The sequence below is a fragment of the Pseudomonas sp. St290 genome (assembly GCF_018325805.1).
In the GTDB taxonomy this organism is placed as follows: Bacteria; Pseudomonadota; Gammaproteobacteria; order Pseudomonadales; family Pseudomonadaceae; genus Aquipseudomonas; species Aquipseudomonas bijieensis.
Map to the genome: position 1 here is coordinate 4,954,105 of NZ_AP014703.1, position 26,183 is coordinate 4,980,287.

Annotated in this window: 22 protein-coding genes; 4 read left to right on the forward strand and 18 right to left on the reverse strand. The window is 59.5% G+C overall.

All coding sequences use genetic code 11. The features are described from left to right. Positions 1-47: 47 nt before the first annotated feature. The 3 genes from htpG to PBDP_RS21555 form a co-directional block, all read right to left on the reverse strand. Entirely contained in the window at positions 48-1,952 is a 1,905-nt protein-coding gene (gene htpG, locus PBDP_RS21545) for a molecular chaperone HtpG (RefSeq protein WP_109754455.1), read from the reverse strand. A gap of 87 nt (positions 1,953-2,039) precedes the next feature. Further along, a complete protein-coding gene (locus PBDP_RS21550; protein WP_109754456.1) occupies positions 2,040-2,501 on the reverse strand; it encodes a PaaI family thioesterase in 462 nt (153 codons plus the stop codon). Beyond that, positions 2,498-2,974 (reverse strand): PaaI family thioesterase, encoded by a 477-nt coding sequence (locus tag PBDP_RS21555; protein WP_092171195.1) that lies wholly within the window; start codon positions 2,972-2,974, stop codon positions 2,498-2,500. The genes PBDP_RS21550 and PBDP_RS21555 overlap by 4 nt, the downstream gene beginning before the upstream one ends. Positions 2,975-3,132: 158 nt before the next feature. Between PBDP_RS21555 and PBDP_RS21560 the strand changes: the two genes are divergently transcribed. Further along, a complete protein-coding gene (locus PBDP_RS21560) occupies positions 3,133-3,381 on the forward strand; it encodes a hypothetical protein (RefSeq protein WP_109754457.1) in 249 nt (82 codons plus the stop codon). 70 nt (positions 3,382-3,451) lie between these two features. Here the strand turns inward: PBDP_RS21560 and PBDP_RS21565 are convergent, their stop codons facing one another. The 11 genes from PBDP_RS21565 to sdhC form a co-directional block, all read right to left on the reverse strand. Further along, the gene (locus PBDP_RS21565) at positions 3,452-4,189 is read right to left on the reverse strand and encodes a DUF599 domain-containing protein (RefSeq protein ID WP_109754458.1); all 738 of its coding nucleotides are present in this window, start codon (positions 4,187-4,189) and stop codon (positions 3,452-3,454) included. 234 nt (positions 4,190-4,423) lie between these two features. Further along, positions 4,424-5,737 (reverse strand): branched-chain amino acid transport system II carrier protein, encoded by a 1,314-nt coding sequence (brnQ, locus tag PBDP_RS21570; RefSeq protein WP_116833182.1) that lies wholly within the window; start codon positions 5,735-5,737, stop codon positions 4,424-4,426. A gap of 430 nt (positions 5,738-6,167) precedes the next feature. After that, complete coding sequence (gene sucD, locus PBDP_RS21575) at positions 6,168-7,052, reverse strand: succinate--CoA ligase subunit alpha (protein ID WP_014339581.1); 885 nt, start codon at positions 7,050-7,052, stop codon at positions 6,168-6,170. After that, on the reverse strand, positions 7,052-8,218 hold the full coding sequence (sucC, locus tag PBDP_RS21580; protein ID WP_003179235.1) for an ADP-forming succinate--CoA ligase subunit beta: 1,167 nt from the start codon (positions 8,216-8,218) through the stop codon (positions 7,052-7,054). Before sucC ends, sucD begins: the two co-directional genes overlap by 1 nt. 196 nt (positions 8,219-8,414) lie before the next feature. After that, the gene (gene lpdA / locus PBDP_RS21585; RefSeq protein WP_109754460.1) at positions 8,415-9,851 is read right to left on the reverse strand and encodes a dihydrolipoyl dehydrogenase; all 1,437 of its coding nucleotides are present in this window, start codon (positions 9,849-9,851) and stop codon (positions 8,415-8,417) included. A gap of 111 nt (positions 9,852-9,962) precedes the next feature. Further along, positions 9,963-11,186, reverse strand: a complete 1,224-nt coding sequence (gene odhB, locus PBDP_RS21590) for a 2-oxoglutarate dehydrogenase complex dihydrolipoyllysine-residue succinyltransferase (protein ID WP_092201798.1) — start codon at positions 11,184-11,186, stop codon at positions 9,963-9,965. Between the two features lie 44 nt (positions 11,187-11,230). Then, positions 11,231-14,062 (reverse strand): 2-oxoglutarate dehydrogenase E1 component, encoded by a 2,832-nt coding sequence (locus PBDP_RS21595; RefSeq protein ID WP_109754461.1) that lies wholly within the window; start codon positions 14,060-14,062, stop codon positions 11,231-11,233. Positions 14,063-14,324: 262 nt separating this feature from the next. After that, positions 14,325-15,029, reverse strand: coding sequence for a succinate dehydrogenase iron-sulfur subunit (locus tag PBDP_RS21600; RefSeq protein ID WP_018610098.1), 705 nt, complete (start codon positions 15,027-15,029; stop codon positions 14,325-14,327). 11 nt (positions 15,030-15,040) lie between these two features. Further along, on the reverse strand, positions 15,041-16,813 hold the full coding sequence (gene sdhA / locus PBDP_RS21605; protein WP_116833183.1) for a succinate dehydrogenase flavoprotein subunit: 1,773 nt from the start codon (positions 16,811-16,813) through the stop codon (positions 15,041-15,043). A gap of 3 nt (positions 16,814-16,816) precedes the next feature. Continuing rightward, positions 16,817-17,185 carry a succinate dehydrogenase, hydrophobic membrane anchor protein gene (gene sdhD, locus PBDP_RS21610; protein ID WP_003204438.1) on the reverse strand — a complete coding sequence of 123 codons (369 nt, stop codon included), beginning with the start codon at positions 17,183-17,185 and terminating at the stop codon, positions 16,817-16,819. Then, complete coding sequence (gene sdhC, locus PBDP_RS21615) at positions 17,179-17,553, reverse strand: succinate dehydrogenase, cytochrome b556 subunit (protein ID WP_003179220.1); 375 nt, start codon at positions 17,551-17,553, stop codon at positions 17,179-17,181. Before sdhC ends, sdhD begins: the two co-directional genes overlap by 7 nt. 365 nt (positions 17,554-17,918) lie before the next feature. Here sdhC and gltA point away from each other — a divergent pair, with 365 nt between their 5' ends. After that, positions 17,919-19,208 (forward strand): citrate synthase, encoded by a 1,290-nt coding sequence (gene gltA, locus PBDP_RS21620; RefSeq protein WP_092224685.1) that lies wholly within the window; start codon positions 17,919-17,921, stop codon positions 19,206-19,208. A gap of 277 nt (positions 19,209-19,485) precedes the next feature. Here gltA and PBDP_RS21625 read toward each other — a convergent pair whose 3' ends face one another. The 3 genes from PBDP_RS21625 to PBDP_RS21635 all read right to left on the reverse strand — a co-directional run bounded on the left by PBDP_RS21625 (position 19,486) and on the right by PBDP_RS21635 (position 22,622). After that, positions 19,486-21,144: a cation acetate symporter gene (locus PBDP_RS21625; RefSeq protein WP_116833184.1), complete on the reverse strand. Its 1,659-nt coding sequence runs from the start codon at positions 21,142-21,144 to the stop codon at positions 19,486-19,488. Further along, entirely contained in the window at positions 21,141-21,452 is a 312-nt protein-coding gene (locus tag PBDP_RS21630) for a DUF485 domain-containing protein (RefSeq protein ID WP_060741155.1), read from the reverse strand. The genes PBDP_RS21625 and PBDP_RS21630 overlap by 4 nt, the downstream gene beginning before the upstream one ends. A 318-nt stretch (positions 21,453-21,770) precedes the next feature. After that, positions 21,771-22,622 (reverse strand): glycine betaine ABC transporter substrate-binding protein, encoded by an 852-nt coding sequence (locus PBDP_RS21635; protein ID WP_109754464.1) that lies wholly within the window; start codon positions 22,620-22,622, stop codon positions 21,771-21,773. A gap of 427 nt (positions 22,623-23,049) precedes the next feature. On the opposite strand from PBDP_RS21635, the gene mlaY reads away from it, so the two are divergent. After that, entirely contained in the window at positions 23,050-24,348 is a 1,299-nt protein-coding gene (gene mlaY, locus PBDP_RS21640; protein WP_109754465.1) for a lipid asymmetry maintenance lipase MlaY, read from the forward strand. Next, positions 24,341-25,129, forward strand: coding sequence for an MlaA family lipoprotein (locus tag PBDP_RS21645; protein ID WP_109754466.1), 789 nt, complete (start codon positions 24,341-24,343; stop codon positions 25,127-25,129). The genes mlaY and PBDP_RS21645 overlap by 8 nt, the downstream gene beginning before the upstream one ends. Before the next feature lie 132 nt (positions 25,130-25,261). Here PBDP_RS21645 and PBDP_RS21650 read toward each other — a convergent pair whose 3' ends face one another. Continuing rightward, positions 25,262-26,176 carry a DUF808 domain-containing protein gene (locus PBDP_RS21650; protein ID WP_109754467.1) on the reverse strand — a complete coding sequence of 305 codons (915 nt, stop codon included), beginning with the start codon at positions 26,174-26,176 and terminating at the stop codon, positions 25,262-25,264. Between the last annotated feature and the right edge of the window lie 7 nt (positions 26,177-26,183).

The window sequence follows — 26,183 nt, forward strand, 5'->3', positions numbered from 1 at the left end:
CACCAGAAATGAAAAAACCCGCCGAAGCGGGTTTTTCCTGCACTTGCTTAAGCTGACAGTTCAACCAACAGCTTGTTCAGGCGACGCACATACGCCGCAGGGTCCTTCAGGCTGTCGCCAGCTGCCAGGGCCGCCTGGTCGAACAGGATGTGCGACAGATCGCCGAAACGCTCTTCGCTCTGCTCGTTGTCGAGTTTTTCCACCAGCGGGTGGGCTGGGTTGAATTCGAAGATCGGCTTGGAGTCCGGGACCTTCTGGCCGCTGGCTTCGAGGATCTGGCGCATCTGCAGGCCGAGGTCTTGCTCACCGATGGCCAGGATCGCCGGTGAGTCAGTCAGGCGGTGCGAGACACGCACTTCGCTGACCGCGTCGCCCAGGGCCGTCTTGATTCGCTCGACCAGACCTTCCTTGCTCTTGGCGACTTCTTCGGCGGCTTTCTTGTCCTCTTCCGAATCCAGGTTGCCGAGGTCCAGGTCACCACGGGCCACATCGACGAAGCTCTTGCCGTCGAACTCGTTGAGATAGCTCATCAGCCACTCGTCGATGCGGTCGGTCAGCAGCAGCACTTCGATGCCTTTCTTGCGGAAGACTTCCAGGTGCGGGCTGTTCTTGACCTGTGCATAAGTTTCACCGGTCAGGTAGTAGATCTTGTCCTGGCCTTCCTTGGCGCGGGCCAGGTAATCGGCCAGGCCAACGATCTGCTCGCCATCGTCACCCTGGGTCGAGGCAAAGCGCAGCAGGCCGGCGATCTTCTCTTTGTTGGCGAAGTCCTCGGCCGGGCCTTCCTTCATCACCTGGCCGAAGTTTTTCCAAAAGCTCTTGTACTGCTCGGGCTCGTTCTTCGCCAGCTTTTCCAGCATGTCCAGCACGCGCTTGGTCAGCGCCGACTTCATGGAGTCGATGATCGGGTCTTTCTGCAGGATTTCCCGCGAAACGTTCAGGGACAGGTCGTTGGAATCGACCACACCCTTGATGAAGCGCAGGTACAGCGGCAGGAACGATTCGGCCTGGTCCATCACGAACACACGCTGCACGTACAGCTTCAGCCCGCGTGGCGCTTCGCGCTGGTACAGGTCGAACGGCGCACGGGCCGGCACGTACAACAGCGAGTTGTATTCCAGCTTGCCTTCGACCTTGTTATGGCTCCAGCTCAGCGGGTTCTCGTAGTCGTGGGCGATGTGCTTGTAGAACTCCTGGTATTCCTCGTCCTTCACTTCAGTGCGCGGACGGGTCCACAGAGCACTGGCGCGGTTGACGGTTTCCCACTCCACTTCCGGTTTTTCTTCACCTTCGGCAGCGGCGACTTCCTTCGGCAGCTCGATCGGCAGCGCGATGTGGTCGGAGTACTTCTTGATGATGTTGCGCAGGCGCCAGCCATCGGCGAACTCGTCTTCACCGGACTTGAGGTGCAGCACGATGCGGGTACCGCGATCAGCCTTGTCGATGGTAGCGACTTCGAACTCGCCTTCGCCCTTGGACGACCAGTGCACGCCTTCGCTCGCAGCGAGGCCGGCACGGCGGCTGAACACTTCGACCTGGTCGGCCACGATGAACGCGGAATAGAAACCGACGCCGAACTGACCGATCAGGTGGGAATCTTTCTTCTGGTCGCCGGACAGGTTCTTCATGAAATCGGCGGTGCCAGACTTGGCGATGGTGCCCAGGTGCGTGATCACCTCTTCGCGGCTCATGCCGATGCCGTTGTCTTCGAGGGTGACGGTTTTTGCGTCCTTGTCGAAGCTCACACGGATTTTCAGCTCAGCGCCGCCTTCCAGCAGTTCAGGCTTGGAAAGGGCTTCGAAACGTAATTTGTCGACAGCGTCAGAGGCGTTCGAAATCAGCTCGCGAAGGAAAATTTCCTTATTCGAATACAGCGAGTGAATCATCAGGTGCAGCAGCTGCTTCACCTCGGTCTGGAAGCCCAGGGTTTCCTTTTGAGTTTCCACGCTCATGGTCATCAAACTCCAAGTGGATGGTGGTGTCCGCCTCGCTGAGATTGGCGGCGGGATGTCCACAAGGTGGGGGCAAAGGGGATGATTTCAAGGGCGCGCGGGTTTTGAAGGTTCCTGGATCTTGAAATGCGCCCGGGCGGTGGCGATGGGTTCGGCCTCGACGTCTTGCCAGGCGGTGATCGCGACGTTGGCGACCCGCCGACCCTGGCGCCAGACCTGGCATTTGGCGTAGGTGTCGCGAAACTGCCCGGTGCGTAGGTAATCCAGGGAAAAGTCGATGATTTTCGGCACGCCCGGTGCGCCGGTGGCGATCAACAGATGCACCGCAGCCGCCAGTTCCATGAAACCAGCAATGACCCCACCGTGGATGGCCGGCAGTAAAGGGTTACCAATGTTGTCCTTGTTGGCCGGCAAACGAAATACCAAATCGTCGCCCTGGCGCGTGCAGTCGACGCCGATGAGTTGGGCATAGGGGATCGAGGCGAGCAGCAGTGCGTAGTCGCCCTGCTCACAGGCGCGGCGTAGTTGTTCCTGGGTGGTATCGGTCATGGCTGGCCCACGGCGGTCATCGGACTGGCTTTTCCCATGCCCCTGGCATGCTGGCCCAGGCGCATGAACGTGCCCACCACATGGGCGATGGGTTGCTCGGGGTCGTCCTGATAGGCGAAACCGCGGGTGAAGATCACGTCCGGGGTCACCCGATAGCACTGGGCGAAGCCGTAGACGTCCTTGTGGGGTTCGGCGGCGTGCATGTAGTCGATGCGTAGGTCGAGGGTGGGGCAGACTTCGAATTGTGGCAGCACACACAAGGTCGACATGCCGCACGCGCTGTCCATCAATGAAGTCAACGCGCCACCATGGATGATGCCCGTCAGGGGATTGCCAACGATTTGCGGGCTGAACGGCAGGATGAGCGTCAGCCCATCACGACTGGCGCTGTGCAACTTCAAGCCCAACACCTGGCAATGCCGCAGGGCGGATAAAAAGCGCGTGGCACGCTCAAAAATGGGATCTTCAGCCATGTCCATCAATGCCCTTGTTTGTTTATAGGCCTGGCAACAGGCGTGTCCGCTAAAGTTCCGCGACCGTGCAAAGTTATATATCTGTAGCAAAAGAGGAACTTAACCTGAGGGGGGTCGCTCAAAAGGCCAGTAGTTATTTCCATAAGGAGAAACACCCCATGCGTAAGACTTTTGCTATTGCCTTGATGTTGGCCGCCTCCCTCGGTCTCGCTGCCTGCGATAAAAAATCCGAGGACAAGGCTCAAGATGCCGCAAAACACGCCGAGCAAGCTCAGCAAGACATGAACAAAGCACAGGATAAAGTGAACGACGCGGCAAAAGAAAACGCCGATGCCGCCAAAGCTCAGGCTGAATCGAACGAAGCAGCTGCGAAAGAAGCCCCTGCTACCGCGCCTAAAACCAACTAATACGGTTTTAGCAGTAAAAGAAAACCCGCCTGGTGCGGGTTTTCTTTTGCCTGGGATTTGGAGACGCCTGTCACGCCGCGTCCTTGACGACCTCGGGCGCTGGCGCTTCCGTGGGGGTATAGACCATCACATCCAGCACATCAGAATGAAATTCGCGCTGATACAGCACGAACACCACGCCAGCACTCATCAACATGAATAACCAGGGGCTGACGAACCACGCCAACATGGTCATGCCGAAGTAATAGGAACGCAGGCCGAAGTTGAACTGGTTGGCGGCCATGGAAATGACCCGCGCCGCCCTGAGTGCAAACGCCTTGCGCTCCTGCTCCGAGACATGACGCTCGCCGATCATCGGCGCCGAACCCACCAACACCGCTGCGAAGTTGTATTGGCGCATGCACCAACTGAACGTGAAGAACGCATATACGAACACCAATGCCAGGCAGAGCAACTTGACCTCCGCCATGCCCTGGGAAGCCTGTTGCACCATGGGTATGTCGGCCAACAACGACACCGCCCGATCAGACGCCCCGAGCACCGTCAGGATACCGGCCAGGATGATCAGCGTGCTGGAGGCGAAGAATGAGGCATTGCGTTCGAGATTGCCGATCACGCTGGCATCGGCGATACGATTCTCACGCAACAGCATGCGGCGCATCCAGTCCTCGCGGTACAGGTGCATCACACTGGCCAGGCAGGCCGTGTCGCGCGCCTTCCAGGTGGCGTAACGGGTGTAGCCCGCCCAGCAGATGATGAACCAGGCGGCGGCAAGCAGATGGATCAGGTTGGCTTGGATGAATGACATTCGATTTCCTGTGACGAAACAAACTCTGCGGCAATAATATCAGCGAACCCTGTGGGAGCGAGCCTGCTCGCGATAGCGATATAACTTTCACTTCTATATCGACAGTTCCGACGCTATCGCGAGCAGGCTCGCTCCCACAGTCCACGAAAAAAGACACCGCACCCAAAAAAAAATGCCCCGTATCGATTGATACGGGGCATTTCGGTTGTAGCCGGTGAATCTGCCTGAAGCTGCTTAAGCCAGTGCTTCGCTGCGCTTGCCCAGCAGACGATCACACACCACCGCGACCGCCAGGGTCATCACCGAAGGCACCAGCCAGGCCAGGCCTTGTTCGCTCAGCGGCAGGTGGGCCAGTTGCGTCGGCATCCAGTCCGCCAGCCCGGCGCCCTTGAGCGCATCGATCAGGCCAAACAGGAACGACACCAGCATCACTGGGCCAACGATGCGCCCCTGCTCGTGCCAGAAGTCCTTGCAGAAGCTCAGGGCCACCAGGGCGATGCACGGCGGGTAGATCGCGGTCAGGACCGGGATCGAGAAAGCAATCAGCTTGGTCAGGCCCAGGTTGGACACCAACAGCGAGAACGCCGCCAGGATCACCACCAGCGTCTTGTAGGACAGCGGCAGCACGCGGCTGAAGTACTCGGCGCAGGCGCAGGTCAGGCCGACTGCGGTCACCAGGCACGCCAGGGAGATCAGCACTGCCAGGAAACCGCTGCCCAGGCTGCCGAACGTGTGTTGCACGTAGGCATGCAGCACAGCAGCGCCGTTGGTCGCGCCCACTGCCACTTCATGGCTGCCCGAACCCAGGCGGAACAGGCTGACGTAGACCAGTGCCAGGCCCACCCCGGCGATCAGCCCGGCAATGATGGCGTATCGGGTGATCAGGGCCGGCGACTCGACGCCCCGGGAGCGGATCGCGTTGACGATAACGATGCCGAACACCAGCGCACCGAGGGTATCCATGGTCAGGTAACCATTGATGAACCCCTGGGAAAACGGCGCCGCAACGTACTCGGGAGTTGCCACGCCGATATCGCCAGCTGGCAAGGCAAACGCCGCGATCCCCAGCACGGCCAGGGCGATGATCTTCAATGGCGCGAGGAAACGGCCAACGGTGTCCAGCAGGCGGCCCGGGTAGAGCGAGATGAAGAACACCAGGAGGAAATACGCTGCACTGTAGAGCAACAGCGCCAGCGGGCTTTCACCGGTCAACGGTGCGAGGCCGACTTCGAACGAAACGGTGGCGGTACGCGGCGTGGCGAACAGCGGGCCGACAGCCAGGTAGCACACCGCTGCCAACAAGCCGCCGGCGACCTTGCCGATGGGGCTGCTCAAGGCATCCATCGCGCCACCGACCTTGGCCAGTGCGACGACGGTGATGACCGGCAGGCCGACCGCCGTGATCAAAAAGCCCAGCGCCGCCATCCAGACATGAGGCCCGGATTGCAAACCGACGATAGGCGGGAAGATGATGTTGCCGGCCCCGACGAACAGGGCAAATGTCATGAAACCAAGTGCCAGGATGTCCTGGCCTTTCAACACTTTCATTAAGGAAACCACACTACTGAATCGGAATTTAGAGAGGGATTTCCCTTATGGGTGAGGGAAATGCTGTCGATCCGTATAAGACCGACCCGTTTAGCGCGTCGCTTCCTTGTGGGCAGCAGTCGCAAAAATGGCTGCTAGCCTAACGAATTTGGCGATAAAACGCACTGTAAAGGGGCGAAGTATCCGATGTGCGACATTCGTGTGTCGCGTTTACGTATCTATTTTCCTGCGAAGCCCCTGTGGCAAGGGGATTTATCTGTGGGAGCAAGGCTTGCCCGCGATGCAGGCGACTCAGTTCTATCAGTCAGATCACGTCGATGCCATCGCGGGCAAGCCTTGCTCCCACAAAGCCTTGCTCCCACAGTGCCAGAAACGACAAAGGCCACCCGAAGGTGGCCTTTGTTGCTGGAACGAAAAGGTCAGCCGAAGCTTACTTCTTCATTTCCCAGCCTGTCAGCTCGGCCAGGGCCTTGCCGATGTCTGCCAGCGAACGCACGGTTTTCACGCCTGCGTCTTGCAGTGCAGCGAACTTCTCGTCTGCAGTGCCTTTGCCGCCAGAGATGATTGCGCCAGCATGGCCCATGCGCTTGCCCGGAGGAGCAGTCACACCAGCGATGTAGGAAACAACCGGCTTGGTCACGTTGGCCTTGATGTAGGCAGCAGCTTCTTCTTCAGCGGAACCGCCGATCTCACCGATCATGACGATCGCTTCGGTCTTCGGGTCTTCCTGGAACAGCTTCAGGATGTCGATGAAGTTCGAACCTGGGATCGGGTCACCACCGATGCCGACGCAAGTCGACTGACCAAAACCGGCGTCAGTGGTCTGCTTCACGGCTTCGTAAGTCAGGGTGCCGGAACGGGAAACGATACCGACCTTGCCTGGCAAGTGAATGTGACCTGGCATGATGCCGATCTTGCATTCGCCTGGAGTGATCACGCCTGGGCAGTTAGGGCCGATCAGGGTGATACCCAGCTCGTCGCACTTGACCTTGGCTTCCAGCATGTCGATGGTCGGGATGCCTTCGGTGATGCAAACGATCAGCTTGATGCCGCCGAACGCTGCTTCAAGGATGGAATCCTTGCAGAAAGGAGCTGGAACGTAGATCACGCTGGCGGTGGCGCCAGTGGCAGCTACAGCGTCTTTCACGGTGTTGAACACTGGCAGGCCCAGGTGCTCGGTGCCGCCTTTGCCCGGAGTTACGCCGCCAACCATCTTGGTGCCGTATTCCAGGGCTTGCTGGGTGTGGAAACTACCTTGCGAACCGGTAATACCCTGGCAGATAACCTTGGTGTCTTTATTGATCAGGACGCTCATTATTTGCCCTCCGCAGCTTTGACAACTTGTTGAGCAGCGTCGGTCAGGCTGGTAGCAGCGATGATGTTCAAACCGCTTTCTGCCAGTACTTTAGCGCCCAGCTCAGCGTTGTTGCCTTCGAGGCGAACAACAACCGGGATTTTCACGCCGACTTCTTTCACGGCGCCGATGATGCCTTCGGCAATCATGTCGCAACGAACGATGCCGCCGAAGATGTTGACCAGTACTGCAGCGACGTTGGTGTCGGACAGGATGATCTTGAACGCTTCGGTTACGCGTTCCTTGGTAGCACCACCGCCCACATCGAGGAAGTTGGCTGGCTTGCCGCCATGCAGGTTGACGATGTCCATGGTACCCATGGCCAGGCCGGCACCGTTGACCATGCAGCCGATGTTACCTTCCAGGGCCACGTAGTTCAGTTCGAACTTGGCAGCGTGCGCTTCGCGCGGATCGTCCTGCGACGGATCGTGGAAAGTCTTCAGCTTAGGCTGACGGTACATGGCGTTGGCGTCGATGTTGATCTTGGCATCGAGGCAGTGCAGGTCGCCGTCGGCCTTGATCACCAGCGGGTTCACTTCCAGCAGCGCCAGGTCGTGGTCCTGGAACAGCTTGGCCAGACCTACGAAGATCTTGGCGAATTGAGTGACCTGCTTGCCTTCCAGGCCCAGCTGGAATGCCAGCTCGCGACCCTGGAATGGCTGTGCGCCAACCAGTGGGTCGATGGTGGCCTTGAGGATTTTCTCAGGGGTGTCGTGAGCGATTTTCTCGATGTCCACGCCACCTTCGGTGGAAGCCATGAACACGATGCGGCGGCTCGAACGGTCAACGACCGCGCCCAGGTACAGCTCTTTAGCGATATCAGTGCACGATTCAACCAGGATCTTGGTGACTGGCTGACCGTTGGCGTCAGTCTGGTAAGTCACCAGACGCTTGCCCAGCCACTGCTGTGCGAAGGCTTTGGCGTCTTCTTTGCTGCGAACCAGCTTTACGCCGCCCGCTTTACCGCGACCACCGGCGTGAACCTGGGCTTTGACAACCCATTCGCTGCCGCCGATTTTGTCGCAAGCTTCTGCTGCCGCTTCCGGGGTGTCTACCGCGTAACCGGTGGATACTGGCAGGCCGTACTCAGCGAACAGCTGCTTACCCTGATACTCGTGAAGATTCATGCTTATTACCGTCTTCGTTAGGTACTGCGCATTCGGTGCTGCACCGTTCTGGTGCCGCACCACCTGTGACTGCTGCTTGCGTAGCTTTCCGGTCAACCGGTTCGGCTACGCAAGGCTGCGTCCAGCGGATATTCCGCGGTGAGTCTTGCTCGCAAGGCTCACGACGGGCCATACCGCCGTGGTTTCTTATTGTCTATTAACGCTTTTTGCGGTTGGCCACGTGGATGGCGCCGCCATTTACGGCCAGGGCCGCTTCGTGCAAGGCTTCAGACAGGGTCGGATGGGAGAAGACCATCATGCCCAGGTCTTCAGCGCTGGTGCCGAATTCCATACCGATCGCGCCTTGCTGTACCAGCTCGGCAGCGCTTGGGCCAATGACGTGAACGCCCAACACGCGGTCCGTCTTGGCATCGGCGATCACTTTGACGAAACCACCGGTATCGTTGGCTGCCATGGCACGGCCACTGGCGGCGAACGGGAAGGTGCCGACGTTAACTTCAACGCCTTCGGCTTTCAAGGCCTGCTCGGTTTTACCGACCCATGCGATTTCCGGGTGGGTGTAGATGACCGATGGGATCAGGTCGTAGTTCATCTGGGCTTTGTGGCCCTTGATGCGCTCGACGACCATGATGCCTTCTTCGGACGCCTTGTGCGCCAGCATCATGCCGCGTACCACGTCACCGATGGCGAAGACGCCTGGTACGGTGGTGGCGCATTGATCGTCAACCTGGATGAAACCGCGCTCGTCGATTTCCACGCCGCTATCGGCAGCCAGCAGATCGGTGGTCACCGGGCGACGGCCGACCGCAACGATCAGCTTGTCGAAGGTGATGGTCTGTTCGCCGTTGCTGTCGGTGTAGTTCACCAGGACTTCTTCACCGTTGACCTTGGAACCGGTCACGCGAGCGCCCAGCTTGATGTCCAGGCCTTGCTTGGTCAGGGTCTTCAGCGCTTCCTTGGAAACCGCGGTGTCAGCGGCCATCAGGAAGGTGTCGAGGGCTTCGAGCACGGTCACTTGTGCGCCCAGGCGCGACCAGACCGAACCCAGCTCCAGGCCGATCACGCCAGCGCCGATCACGCCCAGGCGTTTTGGCACGGACTGGAATTCCAGGGCGCCGGTGGAGTCGACGATCACGTTCTGATCGACTGGAGCCGGTGGAATGTCGATCGGACGCGAGCCAGGTGCCAGGATCACGTTCTCGGCTTCGATCACTTCAACCGAACCGTCTGGCTTGGTCACTTCGACTTTCTTGCCCAGCAACAGCTTGCCGTGGCCCTGGATCGAGGTCACGCCGTTGGCCTTGAACAGGGTGGCAACACCGCTGGTCAGGTTCTTGACGATACCAGCCTTGCGGCCAACCATCGCTGCGACGTCCATCTTGACTTCGCCGGTGGAGATACCGTGGACGTTGAAGCTTTCTTTCGCTTCCTTGTACTTCCAGGAGCTGTCCAGCAGCGCCTTGGATGGAATGCAACCGACGTTCAGGCAAGTACCGCCCAGGGCCAGCTTGCCCTCGCCATCGGTGTATTTCTCGATGCAGGCAGTGGTAAGGCCAAGTTGCGCGGCCTTGATGGCCGCTACGTAGCCGCCAGGGCCCGCACCAATCACTACCACGTCGAATTTCTGAGTCATGAGTCATTCCTTTTCGAATCAAACCGGACGGTCACTTGTGGTGACCGTCGTGGGGACGAAACCGGTTGTTTCAGCAAGAGGCCGGTCAACCGACCGGCCCTCGCGGCGAAATCAGATATCCAGCAGCAGACGAGCCGGATCTTCAAGCAGGTTCTTGATGGTTACCAGGAAAGTCACGGCTTCTTTACCGTCGATCAGGCGGTGATCGTAGGACAGTGCCAGGTACATCATCGGACGAATCACGACCTGACCGTTGATCGCCATCGGACGTTGCAGAATGTTGTGCATGCCCAGGATAGCCGCTTGCGGCGGGTTGACGATCGGGGTCGACATCATCGAACCGAATGTACCACCGTTGGTGATGGTGAACGTACCGCCGGTCATCTCTTCGATGGACAGCTTGCCGTCACGGGCCTTCTTGCCGAAGGTGGCGATGCCGCCTTCGATTTCGGCCAGGCTCATCAGCTCGGCGTTACGCAGTACCGGGACCACCAGGCCACGGTCGCTGGAAACCGCAACACCGATGTCGGCGTAGCCGTGGTAGACGATGTCGGAACCGTCGATCGACGCGTTGACGGCCGGGAAACGTTTCAGCGCTTCGGTGGCAGCCTTGACGAAGAACGACATGAAGCCCAGGCGTACGCCGTTGTGGGACTTCTCGAACAGATCCTTGTACTTCGAACGCAGGGCCATGACTTCGGTCATGTCGACTTCGTTGAAAGTGGTCAGCATCGCCATGTTCGACTGGGCTTCGACCAGACGCTCGGCAACCTTGGCCCGCAGGCGGGTCATCGGAACGCGTTTTTCAACACGATCACCGGCAGCGAACACCGGCGCGGCAGCAGCAGGCGCGGCTGGCTTGGCGGGTGCGGCGGCTGGAGCGGCTTTCTTGGCGGCAACGGCGGCAACCACGTCTTCCTTGGTCACACGACCACCCTTGCCAGTACCGGCAACGGAAGCGATGTTGATGCCGTTCTCTTCGGCGATCTTGCGCGCAGCAGGCGCAGCGACTGGATCGTCTTCGCCGTCGGCAGCTGGAGCAGCGGCCTGGGCGGCAGCCGGTGCAGCGGCGGCGGCAGGAGCGGCGGCGGCAGCGCCGCCTTCTTCGATCGAGCCCAGGACCTGGTTCGACAGAACGGTAGCGCCCTCCTCGGCAACGATTGCGCCCAGCACGCCGTCAGCTTCGGCCAATACTTCCAGCACGACCTTGTCGGTCTCGATGTCGACGATCAGGTCGTCACGCTTGACGGCCTCGCCTGGTTTCTTGTGCCAGGTGGCAACGGTGCCATCGGCAACCGATTCCGGGAATGACGGGGCTTTGATTTCGATAGCCATTATCTGTGGGTCCTTAAAATTCGGTTTCAGTCAGCGCGAAGGCGTTAAACAGTGAAAGCATCTTGCAGCAGTTTTTCCTGCTGCTCGGCGTGCATCGACGCATAACCACACGCAGGTGCAGCGGAAGCATCACGGCCAGCATATTCAAGGCCCAGGGCCTTGTTATGGTTGCCAATGCTGCGACGCAGATGATGCTGGCTGCTGTACCACGCGCCCTGGTTCATCGGTTCTTCCTGACACCACACCACGTGGGTGAGGTTGGTGTAAGGCGCGATGGCCTCCATCAGGTCTTCTTCCGGGAACGGGTAAAGCTGCTCGATACGCACGATGGCGATGTCTTCGCGGCCTTCGGCACGACGTTTTTCCAGCAGGTCGTAGTAGACCTTGCCGCTGCACAGGATCAGGCGAGTCACCTTCGCCGCGTCCAGGGTGTCGATTTCCGAAATGACGGTCTGGAAGGAGCCTTCGGCCAGATCTTCGAGCGTGGAGATCGCCAGTTTGTGACGCAGCAGCGACTTCGGTGTCAGCACGATCAACGGCTTGCGCAGCGGACGGATGACCTGACGACGCAGCAGGTGGTAGATCTGTGCCGGGGTGGTCGGTACGCAGACCTGGACGTTGTGCTCGGCGCACAGTTGCAGGTAACGCTCCAGACGTGCCGAAGAGTGCTCCGGCCCCTGCCCTTCATAACCGTGTGGCAACAGCATGGTCAGACCGCAGAGACGGCCCCACTTGTGCTCGCCGCTGGTGATGAACTGGTCGACAACCACCTGGGCGCCGTTGGCGAAGTCGCCGAACTGGGCTTCCCAGATCACCAGCGCATTCGGCTCGGTGGTGGAATAGCCATATTCGAACGCCAGGACGGCTTCTTCGGACAGCAGCGAATCGTACAGGTCGAAACGGGGCTGGCCTTTGTACAGGTGTTGCAGCGGGATGTAGGTGCTGGCGTCTTTCTGGTTGTGCAGCGCCGCGTGGCGGTGCGAGAAAGTACCGCGACCTACGTCCTGGCCGGTGATGCGAATCGGGTGACCTTCGAACGCCAGGGTCGCGTACGCCATGGTTTCGGCGTAACCCCAGTTGATCGGCAGGCCGCCGGCTTGCATCTTCTGCCGGTCTTCGTAGATTTTCGCGACCTGGCGCTGAACCACGAAGCCTTCCGGGATTTCCAGCAGCTTGGCGGACAGTTCCTGCAGGGTCTTGAGGTCGAAACGGGTGTCGTGACGCGCGGTCCAGGCATGGCCCAGATAAGGACGCCAGTCCACGAACAGCTCTTTGTTCGGCTCTTTGACCAGGCTTTTTACAACGTGCAGGCCGTTATCCAGGGCATTGCGATATTCATCGACTTTTTCCTGGACGCGCTCGGCATCCAGCACGCCGCCTTGGGTCAGGCGCTCGGCATACAGTTCACGGGTGGTGCGCTGCTTGGCGATCTGCTGGTACATCAACGGCTGGGTGCCGCTTGGCTCGTCGGCCTCGTTGTGGCCGCGACGACGGTAGCAGACCAGGTCGATCACCACGTCGCGCTTGTACTGCATGCGGTAGTCGATGGCCAACTGAGTCACGAACAGCACGGCTTCCGGGTCATCGCCATTCACATGGAGAATCGGCGCCTGGATCATTTTCGCGACGTCGGTTGCGTACTCGGTGGAACGCGAGTCCAGCGGGTTGCTGATGGTGAAGCCGACCTGGTTGTTGATCACGATGTGCACGGTGCCGCCGGTCTTGAAACCGCGGGTCTGCGACATCTGGAAGGTTTCCATGACCACGCCTTGACCGGCGAATGCCGCGTCACCGTGGATGGAGATCGGCAGCACCTTCTCGCCAGTCGGGTCGTTGCGACGATCCTGACGGGCACGGACCGACCCCTCGACCACCGGGGAAACGATTTCCAGGTGGGACGGGTTGAATGCCATGGCCAGGTGGACTTCACCGCCGGTGGTCATCACGTTGGACGAGAAGCCCTGGTGGTACTTGACGTCACCGGAGCCCAGCTCGACCTTCTTCTTGCCTTCGAACTCGTCGAACAGCTCGCGCGGGTTCTTGCCGAAGGTGTTGACCAGCACGTTCAGACGGCCACGGTGGGCCATGCCGATGACGACTTCCTTGGTGCCGTAGGAACCGGAACGCTGGATCAGCTCGTCGAGCATCGGAATCAGGCTTTCGCCGCCTTCCAGGCCGAAACGCTTGGTGCCCGGGTATTTGGTGCCCAGGTATTTCTCCAGGCCTTCACCGGCAGTGACGCGCTCGAGCAAGTGGCTCTTGATCTCGGCGGAGTACGTCGGACGGCCACGAACGCTTTCCAGACGCTGCTGGAACCACTGGCGCTGCTCGGAATCGGTGATGTGCGTAAATTCAGCGCCGATGGTGCGGCAATATGTCTGCTGCAACGCTTCGTGAATTTCGCGTAGGCTCGCTTCCTCTTTGCCGATGAACAGGTCGCCGGCACGGAAGGTCGTATCAAGGTCGGCATTGGTCAAGCCGTAGTGAGTGATCGACAGGTCTGCAGGTGCAGGACGCTGCCACAGCCCCAGCGGGTCGAGCTGGGCTGCCTGGTGGCCTCGCATCCGGTAGGCCTGGATCAGTCGCAGCACTTCAACTTGCTTCTTCTCGTGCTCGGAGCTCACGCTGCCGGCAGACACCGGTTGAGCGCGGCGCTGGTTCTTTGCCAGCAGCACGAAATGATCGCGAATCGTCGAGTGCGAAACATCAGTGGCAGAGTTACCGTCAGCCGGCAACTTCTGAAAGTAGGTGCGCCATTCTTCTGGCACAGCGTTAGGGTCGTGCAGGTAGAGCTCGTAGAGCTCTTCCACATAGGCAGCGTTACCACCGGAGAGGTGGGCACTGTTCCACATGCGCTGCATCACGCTTTCTTGCATGCTTGGTCACCCTCGATTAGGGGAACACCACCGGCGAAAACACCGAGCAAACTTGCAGAAGTCCGAGTGCAGCGACTAAAACAAGCCACTTAGGATCACGCTGATAGTCCGGGTACCAGCCCGGATGCCCCTGCTTGTCTCATTTCTTCAAAATAAGAACCGCCGCTTTGTGAGCGGCTGTTCTGGTTATAGCCAAGACGTGGGTTGAAGCCCACGCCCTGGCCTTTACGGGTACAGCGGTTCTACGGGTACAGCAGCTGAATCACACGCCGCTTTGCAGCAACATGTTACGTACGTGACCGATGGCCTTAGTCGGGTTCAGGCCTTTCGGGCAGACGTTGACGCAGTTCATGATCCCGCGGCAGCGGAATACGCTGAACGGGTCATCCAGTGCAGCCAGACGCTCGGACGTCTTGGTGTCACGGCTGTCTGCCAGGAAGCGGTACGCTTGCAGCAGGGCGGCCGGGCCCAGGAACTTGTCCGGGTTCCACCAGAAGGATGGGCACGAGGTCGAGCAGCAGGCGCACAGGATGCACTCGTACAGACCGTCGAGCTTCTCACGCTCTTCCGGAGACTGCAGACGCTCGATGGCCGGAGCCGGCGTGTCATTCTGCAGGTATGGCTTCACCTTCTCGTATTGCTTGTAGAAGATGCTCATATCGACGACCAGGTCACGGATAACCGGCAAACCTGGCAGCGGACGAACGATCAGCTTGTTGCCCTTGACCACGGCGGACAGCGGCGTGATGCAGGCCAGGCCGTTCTTGCCGTTGATGTTCATGCCGTCGGAGCCGCAAACGCCCTCGCGGCAAGAGCGACGATAGGAAAAACCTTCGTCCTGTTCCTTGATCAGGGCCAGCACGTCCAGCACCATCAGGTCCTTACCACCGGTATCGACCTGGAAATCCTGCATGAACGGCGCAGCGTCCTGATCAGGGTTGTAGCGATAAACACTGACTTGCAACATGGCGGCCACCCTTAATAAGTCCGAATCTTAGGTTCAAAAGTCGGAACAGTCTTCGGCGAGAAGTTCACGGCACGCTTGGAGACGCGTTTTTCACCCGGGAAGTACAAGGTGTGGCACAGCCAGTTTTCGTCGTCACGATCTTCGAAGTCTTCACGGGCGTGAGCGCCGCGGGACTCTTTACGTACTTCGGCAGCGATGGCGGTAGCTTCAGCCACTTCCAGCAGGTTCTGCAGTTCCAGCGCTTCGATACGGGCAGTGTTGAACGCCTGCGACTTATCGTTGATCTTCACGTTGGCGATTCGTTCACGCAATTGTGCCAGCTGGGCAATACCCTTCTGCATGTATTCGCCGGTACGGAATACACCGAAGTAGTTCTGCATGCAGTTTTGCAACTCGCGACGCAGGGTCGCCACGTCTTCGCCTTCGGTACGCTCGTTCAGGGCGGACAGACGCGCCAGGGCCGCTTCGATGTTGGCGTCGGTGGCGTCGTCGTACTCGATACCGTCGGACAGCGCCTTCTCCAGGTGCAGGCCGGCAGCGCGGCCGAAGACCACCAGGTCGAGCAGCGAGTTGCCGCCCAGGCGGTTGGCACCGTGAACCGATACGCACGCCACTTCACCCACTGCGAACAGGCCAGGGATGATTTCGTCGACGCCTTCGGCGTTCTGGGTGATCGCCTGGCCGTGGATGTTGGTGGCAACGCCGCCCATCATATAGTGGCAGGTTGGAACCACTGGAACCGGCGCAACGACTGGGTCGACGTGAGCGAAGGTCTTGGACAGCTCGCAGATACCTGGCAGGCGGCTGTGCAGCACTTCCTCGCCCAGGTGGTCGAGCTTGAGCATCACGTGGTCGCCGTTCGGGCCACAGCCGTTGCCGGCGATGATCTCTTTAACCATCGAACGAGCCACGACGTCGCGACCGGCAAGGTCCTTGGCGTTCGGAGCATAACGCTCCATGAAACGCTCGCCGTGCTTGTTGATCAGGTAACCACCTTCACCACGGCAACCTTCGGTCACCAGTACACCGGCGCCGGCGATGCCGGTCGGGTGGAACTGCCACATTTCGATGTCTTGCACCGGAACGCCAGCACGCAGGGCCATGCCGACGCCGTCACCGGTGTTGATCAGGGCGTTGGTGGTGGAAGCGTAGATACGGCCAGCACCGCCGGTCGCCAGCACGGTGGCCTTGGCGCGGATGTAGGTGGTTTCGCCGGTTTCAATGCAGATCGCAATCACGCCGACGAAGGCGCCGTCCTGGTTTTTCACCAGGTCAACGGCGTAGTACTCGTTCAGGAACGTGGTACCGGCCTTCAGGTTGCCCTGATAAAGGGTGTGCAGCAGTGCGTGACCGGTACGGTCGGACGCCGCGCAAGTACGCGCAGCCTGGCCGCCCTTGCCGTAGTCCTTGGACTGACCACCGAACGGACGCTGGTAGATGCGGCCGGTTTCGGTACGTGAGAACGGCAGGCCCATGTGGTCCAGCTCGAACACCGCGGCCGGGCCTTCCTGACACATGTATTCGATAGCGTCCTGGTCACCGATGTAGTCGGAACCCTTGACGGTATCGTACATGTGCCAGCGCCAGTCATCGTTCGGATCGGCCGAAGCAATGGCGCAGGTAATGCCGCCCTGGGCGGATACAGTGTGCGAACGGGTCGGGAAAACCTTGGTGATCACGGCAGTCTTGTGACCGCCCTGTGCCAGTTGCAGCGCTGCGCGCATGCCGGCACCGCCACCACCAATGATGATGGCGTCGAAAGAAATCGTTGGAATGTTAGCCATGGATCAGATACCCCAGAGAATCTGCACACCCCAGACGAAGTAAGCGAACATCGCAACGCCGCATACTGCCTGGAAGAGGAAACGTACGGCAGTCGCCGATTTGCCGAACGCCATTGGCGTCAGGTAGTCGGTCGCGATGGTCCACATGCCGACCCAGGCGTGAGCGCCCAGTGCGACGAGTGCCAGCAGACTGAAGATACGCATCCAGTTGTTTGCGAACAGTTCATGCCATTGGGCATAGCCCAGGCCAGGGTTTGCCACGACATATCCGATCAGGAAAATGAAGTAAGCCGCGAGAACGACCGCAGACACACGCTGGGCCATCCAGTCATAGAGGCCCGAACGCGAAAGGTTCGTGACGTTGGTTACCATATCCAGACTCCTGCCAGAACGATCAGCACCGCAGACACGGCGATAATGATTTTCGAGCCCAGCTTGCCGCCTTCCAGCGTCTCACCGATGCCCATGTCCATGATCAAGTGGCGCACACCGGCGACCAAGTGATACAGCAAGGCGGACAGGATGCCCCAAATCACTAGCTTGGCTAGCGGACTGGTCAGACACGCTTTCACCTGACCGAAGCCTTCTTCCGAATCGAGCGACTTGTCCAATGCATAAAGCATGATGGCCAGGCTGACGAAGAGGATGACACCGGAAATACGGTGAAGAATGGACGTGTAAGCAGTGACTGGGAGTTTGATGGTCCTTAGGTCTAGGTTTACAGGTCGTTGGCTTTTCACGGCTTTTTTTTCACACTGAAGAGCCCCTAACAATCAGGGCAAAGTTGTTGGGGCGCGCACTGGTCAGGTACTCACCACCCAGGGAGTGACGACCCCCAAGAAAGCAGGCCCAAAAGCCCCTGGCGGTCGGTGGCCGAGTATAGACAGTTAGGCTACTAATGACAACGCGTTCACCTTCCCCTAATAGCGCATTGCACATATGCGGCAAAAGGCGTAAACGGCAGGCAATTTCGCGGAAAAAGTCCGGTTAAAGCCTTCTGGAGCAAGACTTTAGGCAAATTGACATTCGGATTTATCTCACTATAGTGGTGCGGGCCCTGCGTGGGGGGTCTGTCTGATGATTTCAAGCATTAATAGGAGGCCACATGGCTGACAAAAAAGCGCAGTTGATCATCGAGGGCGCAGCCCCCGTCGAGCTGCCCATTTTAACCGGCACCGTTGGTCCCGATGTAATCGACGTACGGGGCCTGACGGCCACGGGCCGTTTCACCTTTGACCCAGGTTTCATGTCGACCGCCTCGTGCGAGTCGAAAATCACCTACATCGACGGCGACAACGGCATCCTGCTGCACCGCGGCTACCCGATCGAGCAACTGGCTGAAAAATCGGACTACCTGGAAACCTGCTACCTGCTGCTCAACGGCGAGCTGCCAACCGCAGAGCAAAAGGCCCAGTTCGTCAGCACCGTGAAGAACCACACCATGGTTCACGAGCAGTTGAAGACCTTCTTCAACGGCTTCCGTCGCGATGCCCACCCGATGGCCGTCATGTGCGGCGTTGTCGGCGCCCTCTCGGCCTTCTACCACGACTCCCTGGACATCAATAACCCCCAGCATCGCGAAATCTCCGCGATCCGCCTGGTGGCGAAGATGCCAACCCTGGCAGCCATGGTCTACAAGTACTCCATGGGCCAACCCATGATGTACCCGCGCAACGACCTGACCTATGCAGAGAACTTCCTGCATATGATGTTCAACACCCCGTGCGAGATCAAACCGATCAGCCCGGTACTCGCCAAGGCCATGGACCGGATCTTCATCCTCCATGCCGACCACGAGCAGAACGCCTCCACGTCCACCGTGCGCCTGGCCGGCTCCTCGGGTGCCAACCCGTTCGCCTGTATCGCCGCCGGTATCGCCGCACTCTGGGGCCCTGCCCACGGCGGTGCCAACGAAGCGGTACTGACCATGCTCGATGAAATCGGCGATGTCTCGAACATCGACAAGTTCATCGCCAAGGCCAAGGACAAGAACGATCCGTTCAAGCTGATGGGCTTCGGTCACCGGGTCTACAAGAACCGCGACCCGCGCGCCACCGTCATGAAGCAGACCTGCGACGAAGTGCTCAAGGAACTGGGGATCACCAACGATCCGCAACTCGAACTGGCCATGCGCCTGGAAGAGATCGCCCTGACCGACCCGTACTTCATCGAGCGCTCGCTGTACCCGAACGTCGACTTCTACTCGGGGATCATCCTCAAGGCGATCGGCATTCCAACCAGCATGTTCACCGTGATCTTCGCCCTGGCGCGGACCGTGGGCTGGATCTCCCACTGGAAGGAAATGCTCTCCAGCCCGTACAAGATCGGCCGCCCACGCCAGTTGTACACCGGCTACGAGTCGCGTGACATCACCAAGCTGGAAGACCGCAAGTAAGACCTGCCTTGCAATAAGGTCCCAAGCTGCACCAAAACAGCCCCTGCTTCTTATATAAGAGCAGGGGCTGTTTTGTTTGTGCCCTCCTTATCTGATCCAGAATCTGCTGTGACAGACCCGGCGCATCGCGAGCAGGCTCGCTCCCACACTGGAATGCACCCCCCTTGTGGGAGCGAGCCTGCTCGCGATGGCGTCATCACTCACACCACTGTTATCGCACACAAAAAAATACCCCAGCCTCTCGACCGGGGTATTTCTTCAAGCACTTACCACTACATCAATGGTTAACCGCCCCGCTCGCCCCCAAACCAGTCTGCGAACGCACGAACTGCGGGAAGAACAGCGCCCGCTCGTTTGCACCTTCAGCCGATTTGTCGGTGATGGAGAAGAACCAGATGCCGACGAAGGCAATCGCCATGGAGAACAGCGCCGGGTATTCATACGGGAAGATCGCCTTCTCGTGACCCATGATCTGCACCCAGATGGTCGGACCGAGCACCATCAGGCCCACGGCACTGACCAGGCCCAGCCAGCCACCAATCATGGCGCCACGGGTGGTCAGTTTCTTCCAGTACATCGAAAGCAGCAGTACCGGGAAGTTGCAGCTCGCCGCGATGGAGAACGCCAGGCCCACCATGAACGCGATGTTCTGCTTCTCGAACAGGATACCCAGGCCGATCGCCAGCACCGCCAGGGCGATGGTGGTGATTTTCGACACACGAATCTCTTCTTTCTCGTTGGCCTTGCCTTTCTTGATCACGCTGGCATACAGGTCATGGGACACCGCCGAGGCACCGGCCAGGGTCAGGCCCGCTACCACCGCCAGGATGGTGGCGAACGCTACGGCCGAAATGAAGCCCAGGAAGATACTGCCGCCCACGGCGTTGGCCAGGTGCACCGCCGCCATGTTGTTACCACCGAGCAAGGCACCTGCCGCGTCCTTGAAAGCCGGGTTGGTGCTGACCAGCAGGATCGCGCCGAAGCCGATGATGAAGGTCAGGATGTAGAAGTAGCCGATGAAACCAGTGGCATACAGTACGCTCTTGCGCGCTTCCTTGGCATCGCTCACGGTGAAGAAGCGCATCAGGATGTGTGGCAGGCCGGCGGTACCGAACATCAGTGCCAGGCCCAGGGAGAAGGCCGAGATCGGATCCTTCACCAAACCGCCAGGGCTCATGATCGCCTCGCCTTTAGGGTGCACCTTGACCGCTTCGGCAAACAGCATGTTGAAGTCGAAGTTGACGTGCTTCATGACCATCAACGCCATGAACGAAGCACCCGACAGCAACAGCACCGCCTTGATGATCTGTACCCAGGTGGTGGCCAGCATGCCGCCGAACAGCACGTAGAGGCACATCAGGACACCCACCAGGATCACCGCGACGTGGTAGTCCAGGCCGAACAGCAGCTGGATCAGCTTGCCGGCACCGACCATTTGCGCGATCAGGTAGAACGCCACCACCACCAGCGAGCCGCAGGCGGACAGACTGCGGATCTGGGTTTGCCCCAGGCGATAGGACGCCACATCGGCAAAGGTGTACTTGCCCAGGTTACGCAGGCGCTCGGCGATCAGGAACAGAATGATCGGCCAGCCCACCAAAAAGCCGATGGAGTAGATCAGGCCATCGTAGCCAGAGGTAAACACCAGGGCGGAAATACCCAGGAAGGACGCTGCCGACATGTAGTCGCCCGCGATTGCCAGGCCGTTCTGGAAGCCGGTGATCTTGCCGCCGGCCGCATAGTAGTCGGCCGCCGAGTTGTTTTTCTTGGATGCCCAGTAGGTGATGTATAAAGTCGCGCCGACGAAGGCCACGAACATCAGGATAGCCGCGACGTTGAGGGGTTGTTTCTGCACGGCACCGGTCAGGGCTTCAGCCGCCCAGGCGCCCGGAGCGAACGCTGCGATGCTCAATAGAGCCAGTAGACGCCGGATCATTGCTGAGCCTCCTTGAGAATCGCATTGTTCAGGTCGTCGAACTCGCCGTTGGCGCGCCGCACGTAAATACCGGTCAGGATGAAGGCCGAGACAATCAGACCGACACCGATGGGAATGCCCCAGGTAATGGTGGACTCAGGCGTGATCTTGGCCCCGAGAATGTGTGGCCCGTAGGCGATCAGAAGAATGAAGCCGGAATACAGCCCAAGCATGATCGCCGAGAGAATCCAGGCGAACTTTTCCCTTTTTCTCACCAGCTCCTTGAAGCGCGGGCTGTTTTGAATCGAGAGGTAAATGCTGTCGTTCATTGTTTTTATCCTCGCAGCACAGATTTAATTGGAACGACTCTACTCTATGCGGCTCAAGGCGAGGTTCCAGACGACCTTAGTATTAGAACGACATGACGGTTTTGCCAGTTTTCCGCAAACTTTAGCTACGCCCTCCTCAAGTGGGAGCGAGCCTGCTCGCGATTGCAGTAGCACATTCAGCATAGATGCAAGCAGATGCACCGCTATCGCGAGCAGGCTCGCTCCCACAAGGGATTTGCATGCACTTGAGAATTTCGGGCACAAAAAAACCGCATGACACACGCTCATGCGGTTTTCGGAACAGTCAGACCAGGTCGATTACTTGATCCACTCCGCCACGCGATCCGGGTGCTTGGCGACCCAGTCCTTGGCAGCGGCTTCCGGCTTGGCGCCTTCCTGGATCGCCAGCATGACTTCGCCGATCTCGTCTTTCGACGCCCACTGGAATTTCTTCAGGAACGCAGCCACTTCCGGGGCCTTGGTATCCAGCTCCTTGCTGCCGATGCTGTTTACAGTCTCAGCCGCGCCGTAGACGCCTTTCGGGTCTTCCAGGAAGCGCAGTTTCCACTTGGCGAACATCCAGTGCGGCACCCAACCGGTGACGGCGATGGATTCGTTTTTCTTCTCGGCACGGGTCAGCTCGGCGATCATGCCGGCGCCGGAACTGGCCTTGAGTTGATAACCGGTCAGGTCGTAATCCTTGATCGCCTGTTCGGTCTTGAGCATCACGCCTGAACCGGCGTCGATGCCGACGATGCGCTTCTTGAAGGAATCGTCGGTCTTGAGATCCTCGAGCGACTTGGCCTTGACGTACTCCGGCACGATCAGGCCGATTTTCGCGTCCTTGAAGTTGGGGCCGTAATCGACCACGTTGTCTTTGTTCTTGGTCCAATAGTCGCCGTGAGTCACCGGCAGCCAGGCCGAGAGCATCGCGTCGAGCTTGCCGGTGGCCACGCCTTGCCACATGATCCCGGTCGCGACCGCTTGCAGTTTCACGTCATAACCAAGTTTCTGCTTGATCACTTCGGCGGCCACGTGGGTGGTCGCGACGCTGTCGGACCAGCCGTCAACGTAACCGATGCTCAGGGTTTTGGTTTCGGCGCTGGCCAGGGTGGAGCTGATCGCCAGTACCAGTGCGGCACCTGCGCCCAAGAGTCGTCGCATCTTCATCGTTACTTCCCCGAAAGTGCTGCGCCCGGCGGATGCCGAGCGACGTCAACGTATTGTTATGGTGCTCAGCGCCCCCATCACGCTCACCTGCAAACCGGCCCGCACGCCAGTGGAGTACTGACTCGTTGATCATCAACCTGCGCCGATCCGGAACCTGCTCTGCCTGCGACGTCGAAACAACGAGAAACGACATCAGAACGCCATCCCCCCCTTTGTTCCAGGCATTAGCACCAGCGCCACACGAAAGATTTTGCGGTCAAATCCGGCAAACGCCAGATAACTAGCCGCCACCACGCCCGACCGTGTATCGTCCCGCTACTATCGCACCCCGTCCGCGCCTGTTTTGTGCCCGTCATGGCACTTGGCTCTGCTTCGGTGGTCATAGCCTGCGAACCTCATTCGGCACCTTCCTCTAAGGGATTCAGTCATGCTCCGTTCCTTGCGCTTCGCTGCCCTTCTCGGCGGCCTTATCCTGAGTGCGTCCGCGCTGGCGGCAGATATTGACGCCGCCAGCTATGGCTACCCCTTGACCAACCCGTTCGAGGCGACCATCGCCACCACGCCGCCGGACCTGCGTCCGGAGCTGCCGCTGATCGAAGACATCAACCAGGCCGACCACAGCCTGACCCTGCGCCCGGAACGCGAGTTCATCCTGCCGGACAACTTCTGGCCGGTGAAAAGCCTCACCTACCGCATGGCCACCCAGGACAAGCCCGCGCCGCTGATTTTCCTGATCGCCGGCACCGGTGCGCGCTTTGACAGTAGCATCAATGAATACCTCAAGCGCCTCTACTACAAGGCCGGCTACCACGTCGTGCAGTTGTCATCGCCCACCAGCTTCGACTTCATGAGTGCCGCTTCGCGCTTCGCCACGCCAGGCATTTCCAAGGAAGACGCCGAGGACATGTACCGGGTGATGCAAGCCGTGCGCGCGCAAAACCCCAAGCTGCCCGTGACCGAGTATTACCTCACCGGCTACAGCCTCGGCGGCCTGGATGCGGCCTTCGTCGCCCACCTGGACGAAACCCGGCGCAGCTTCAATTTCAAGAAAGTGCTGTTGCTCAACCCACCGGTGAACCTCTACACCTCGATCACCAACCTGGACAAACTGGTCCAGACCGAGGTCAAGGGCATCAACAGCACCACGACCTTCTATGAACTGGTGCTGAACAAGCTGACCCGCTACTTCCAGCAAAAGGGCTACATCGACCTCAACGACGCCCTGCTTTATGACTTCCAGCAGTCCAAGCAGCACCTGAGCAACGAACAGATGGCGATGTTGATTGGCACCTCGTTCCGTTTCTCGGCGGCCGACATCGCGTTCACCTCGGACCTGATCAATCGTCGCGGCCTGATCATCCCGCCCAAGTTCCCGATTACCGAAAGCACCAGCCTGACGCCGTTCCTCAAGCGCGCGCTGCAATGCGATTTCGACTGTTACCTCACCGAGCAGGTGATCCCCATGTGGCGCGCGCGCACCGACGGCGGCAGCCTGCTGCAACTGGTCGACCAGGTCAGCCTGTACGCGCTGAAGGATTACCTGCACGACAGCCCGAAGATTTCCGTCATGCACAATGCCGACGACGTCATTCTTGGCCCGGGCGACCTGGGCTTCCTACGCAAGACCTTTGGCGATCGCCTGACGGTTTATCCACTGGGCGGCCACTGCGGCAACCTTAACTACCGCGTCAACAGCGACGCCATGCTGGAGTTTTTCCGTGGCTAAATACCTGCTGCTTATCGCCGCGTTAATGAGTGCGGGCATGGTCCATGCCGACAACAGCAAGGCCAATGCGCCTGTGGTGGTGGATTCGGACGGTTTCAAGGAACCGCTGACCAAGCTCAAGTTCAACCCGGGACTGGACCAGCGCGAGTTCGAGCGCTCCACGCTCAACGCCCTGAACGTCTATGACCCGCTGGAGTCCTGGAACCGTCGGGTCTATCACTTCAACTACCGCTTCGACCAGTGGGTATTCCTGCCCGTGGTCGACGGCTACCGCTACGTCACGCCCAGCTTCGTGCGCACCGGGGTGAGCAACTTCTTCAATAACCTGGGGGACGTGCCGAACCTGATGAACAGCCTGCTGCAATTCAAGGGCAAGCGTTCGATGGAAACCACCGCGCGACTGTTGCTCAACACCACCGTCGGCATTGCCGGCCTGTGGGACCCGGCCACCGCCATGGGCCTGCCGCGCCAGAGCGAAGACTTCGGCCAGACCCTGGGCTTCTACGGTGTGCCCGGCGGCGCGTACTTCGTGCTGCCGATCTTCGGCCCTTCGAACCTGCGCGACACCTCAGGCCTGCTGGTGGACTATACGGCCGAATCAGCGATCAACTTCCTGAACGTCTCCGAAGTCAGCGGCAACCACCCGGAACTCCTGCTCCTGCGTGGCGTGGACAAGCGCTACCAGACCAGCTTCCGCTATGGGCAACTGAACTCGCCGTTCGAGTATGAAAAGGTGCGCTACGTGTACACCGAATCGCGCAAACTGCAGATTGCCGAATAACTTCTGGCTACCCCAAAACCCACTGTGGGAGCGAGCCTGCTCGCGATAGCGATCTGTCAGCCGACATGAAGCTGACTGTCAGGCCCTCATCGCGAGCAGGCTCGCTCCCACAATGGTTATGTATTGCCCGATTCAGCCTTTCAGCGCCTTCCAGACTTTGCCAACCGCCAGCACACCCACCAACACGGCTGCCCCCGCGACAATCCCCGCCACCGCATTCAATAACATCGGCACGATAAACCCGGCACCGCCGGCGCTGGCCGTCACGCCTTCGATCCAGTGATGCACCACTGGCACGCCATGGGTGAGGATGCCGCCGCCCACCAGGAACATCGCCGCCGTGCCGATCACCGACAGGCTTTTCATCATGTAGGGCGCGGCGCGCAAGATGGCACCGCCGATGTTTTTAGCGACTTGTCCGGGCTTCTGCGTCAGCCAGAGCCCCAGGTCATCGAGCTTGACGATCCCGGCCACCAGGCCATAGACGCCAACGGTCATGACGATGGCGATGCCCGACAGCACGATCACCTGCTGGGTCAGTGCGGCATCGGCAACGGTGCCAAGGGTGATGGCGATGATTTCCGCCGACAGGATGAAGTCGGTGCGTACGGCGCCCTTGATCTTGTCCTTTTCAAAAGCCACCAGATCGACCGCCGGATCCGCCACCGCCTCGACCAGTTGCGCGTGTTCGGCCTGGTCTTCGGCCGGGCTGTGGAGGAACTTGTGGGCCAGCTTTTCGAACCCTTCGAAACACAGGTAGGCGCCGCCCACCATCAACAGTGGCGTCACCAACCAAGGGACGAAGGCACTGATCGCCAGCGCCGACGGCACCAGGATCAACTTGTTGATGAACGATCCCTTGGCCACCGCCCAGACCACCGGCAGCTCCCGCTCGGCACGCACACCAGAGACTTGCTGGGCATTGAGCGCCAGGTCATCGCCCAGCACGCCGGCGGTTTTCTTGGCGGCCATCTTGGTCATCAACGCTACGTCGTCGAGCACGGTGGCGATATCGTCGATCAGTACCAGCAAACTGCTTCCGGCCATGGAGGGG

Excerpts from the sequence above, each read along its gene's own strand:
- PBDP_RS21600 (WP_018610098.1), bottom strand. The coding sequence starts at position 15,029 with ATGTTGCAAGTCAGTGTTTATCGCTACAACCCTGATCAGGACGCTGCG.
- PBDP_RS21565 (WP_109754458.1), bottom strand. The coding sequence starts at position 4,189 with ATGTCATTCATCCAAGCCAACCTGATCCATCTGCTTGCCGCCGCCTGG.
- PBDP_RS21555 (WP_092171195.1), bottom strand. The coding sequence starts at position 2,974 with ATGGCTGAAGATCCCATTTTTGAGCGTGCCACGCGCTTTTTATCCGCC.
- gltA (WP_092224685.1), top strand. The coding sequence starts at position 17,919 with ATGGCTGACAAAAAAGCGCAGTTGATCATCGAGGGCGCAGCCCCCGTC.
- htpG (WP_109754455.1), bottom strand. The coding sequence starts at position 1,952 with ATGAGCGTGGAAACTCAAAAGGAAACCCTGGGCTTCCAGACCGAGGTG.
- PBDP_RS21625 (WP_116833184.1), bottom strand. The coding sequence starts at position 21,144 with ATGATCCGGCGTCTACTGGCTCTATTGAGCATCGCAGCGTTCGCTCCG.
- PBDP_RS21630 (WP_060741155.1), bottom strand. The coding sequence starts at position 21,452 with ATGAACGACAGCATTTACCTCTCGATTCAAAACAGCCCGCGCTTCAAG.
- sdhA (WP_116833183.1), bottom strand. The coding sequence starts at position 16,813 with ATGGCTAACATTCCAACGATTTCTTTCGACGCCATCATCATTGGTGGT.
- brnQ (WP_116833182.1), bottom strand. The coding sequence starts at position 5,737 with ATGAAAGTGTTGAAAGGCCAGGACATCCTGGCACTTGGTTTCATGACA.
- mlaY (WP_109754465.1), top strand. The coding sequence starts at position 23,050 with ATGCTCCGTTCCTTGCGCTTCGCTGCCCTTCTCGGCGGCCTTATCCTG.
- lpdA (WP_109754460.1), bottom strand. The coding sequence starts at position 9,851 with ATGACTCAGAAATTCGACGTGGTAGTGATTGGTGCGGGCCCTGGCGGC.
- sdhD (WP_003204438.1), bottom strand. The coding sequence starts at position 17,185 with ATGGTAACCAACGTCACGAACCTTTCGCGTTCGGGCCTCTATGACTGG.
- PBDP_RS21650 (WP_109754467.1), bottom strand. The coding sequence starts at position 26,176 with ATGGCCGGAAGCAGTTTGCTGGTACTGATCGACGATATCGCCACCGTG.
- PBDP_RS21560 (WP_109754457.1), top strand. The coding sequence starts at position 3,133 with ATGCGTAAGACTTTTGCTATTGCCTTGATGTTGGCCGCCTCCCTCGGT.
- odhB (WP_092201798.1), bottom strand. The coding sequence starts at position 11,186 with ATGGCTATCGAAATCAAAGCCCCGTCATTCCCGGAATCGGTTGCCGAT.
- PBDP_RS21595 (WP_109754461.1), bottom strand. The coding sequence starts at position 14,062 with ATGCAAGAAAGCGTGATGCAGCGCATGTGGAACAGTGCCCACCTCTCC.
- sucD (WP_014339581.1), bottom strand. The coding sequence starts at position 7,052 with ATGAGCGTCCTGATCAATAAAGACACCAAGGTTATCTGCCAGGGTATT.
- sucC (WP_003179235.1), bottom strand. The coding sequence starts at position 8,218 with ATGAATCTTCACGAGTATCAGGGTAAGCAGCTGTTCGCTGAGTACGGC.
- PBDP_RS21635 (WP_109754464.1), bottom strand. The coding sequence starts at position 22,622 with ATGAAGATGCGACGACTCTTGGGCGCAGGTGCCGCACTGGTACTGGCG.
- PBDP_RS21550 (WP_109754456.1), bottom strand. The coding sequence starts at position 2,501 with ATGACCGATACCACCCAGGAACAACTACGCCGCGCCTGTGAGCAGGGC.